The following is a 1030-nucleotide window of genomic DNA, read 5'->3' as shown; positions in this document are numbered from 1 at the left end:
GCCGCGGACACGGCTCCCTGTATGCCGGCCTCAACCGCGGCGGGCTCGATGTCGCGCGGCTGCGGCGGGCCCTTGCCGGGGTGCCGCTGCCGCGGGCGGCCGGCGGGCGGCTTGTCCTGGCGGTGGACGTCTCGCCGTGGCTGCGGCCGGACGCCGGTACCGTGCCGGACCGATGGTTCTGCCACACTTACGGCCGCGGCAACGCCAAGCACCAGATGATGCCCGGCTGGCCCTACTCCGTCGTCGCCGCACTGGAAACCGGCCGCACCTGCTGGACCGCCCTCCTGGACGCGGTCCGCCTCATCCCCGGAGCCGACCTCGCCGCAGCCACCACCGCCCAGGTCCGCGAGGTAGTCGAACGCCTCATCGCCGCAGGCCAGCGGACCGAGGGCGACCCGGACATCCTGATCGTGCTGGACGAAGGCTACGACGCCCCGCGCATCGCCCACCTGCTATCCGGGCTGCCGGTCGAGATCCTGGGCCGAACGCGGTCGGACCGGGTGATGCGCCGGCCAGCACCCTCGCGCGAAGAGTTCTTCCCGACCAACCCGAAAGGCGGGCGGCTGCCCAAGCACGGCGGGGAGTTCGTCTTCGGCGACCCCGCAACCTTGGGCGAGGAGCAGGCCGTCACGGTCACCGACACCCGCCTCTACGGCACAGCTACCGCCCAGGCATGGGACCGGCTGCACCCCAGGCTGACCCACAGGGCCGCCTGGCTCGACCACGACGGCCCACTGCCGATCATCGAAGGCACCGTCATCCGCCTGGTTGTCGAGCACCTGCCCTCAGGCGGGGTGAACAAGCCGGTCTGGCTGTGGTGGTCGCGCACCGGCGCCAGCCCAGCCGACGTCGACCGCTGCTGGCAGGCGTTCCTGCGACGCTTCGACATCGAGCACACCTTCCGCATGCTCAAGCAGACCCTCGGCTGGACCCGGCCCCGGCTCCGTAACTCGGCCGCAGCCGACCGCTGGACCTGGCTGATCATCGCCGCCCACACCCAACTCCGCCTCGCACGCCCACTCGCCACCGA

1 protein-coding gene is annotated in these 1030 nt (G+C 72.2%); it reads left to right on the top strand.

The features are described from left to right. On the top strand, nt 1–1030 hold a 1030-nt coding region (locus ACZ4EF_RS36870; RefSeq protein WP_467508567.1), incomplete at both ends, for a transposase.

Source organism: Streptomyces sp. NPDC025721 (genome assembly GCF_055558595.1).
Note: the sequence above shows the minus strand (reverse complement) of the source record. Positions and strands in the feature narration are given on the sequence as shown.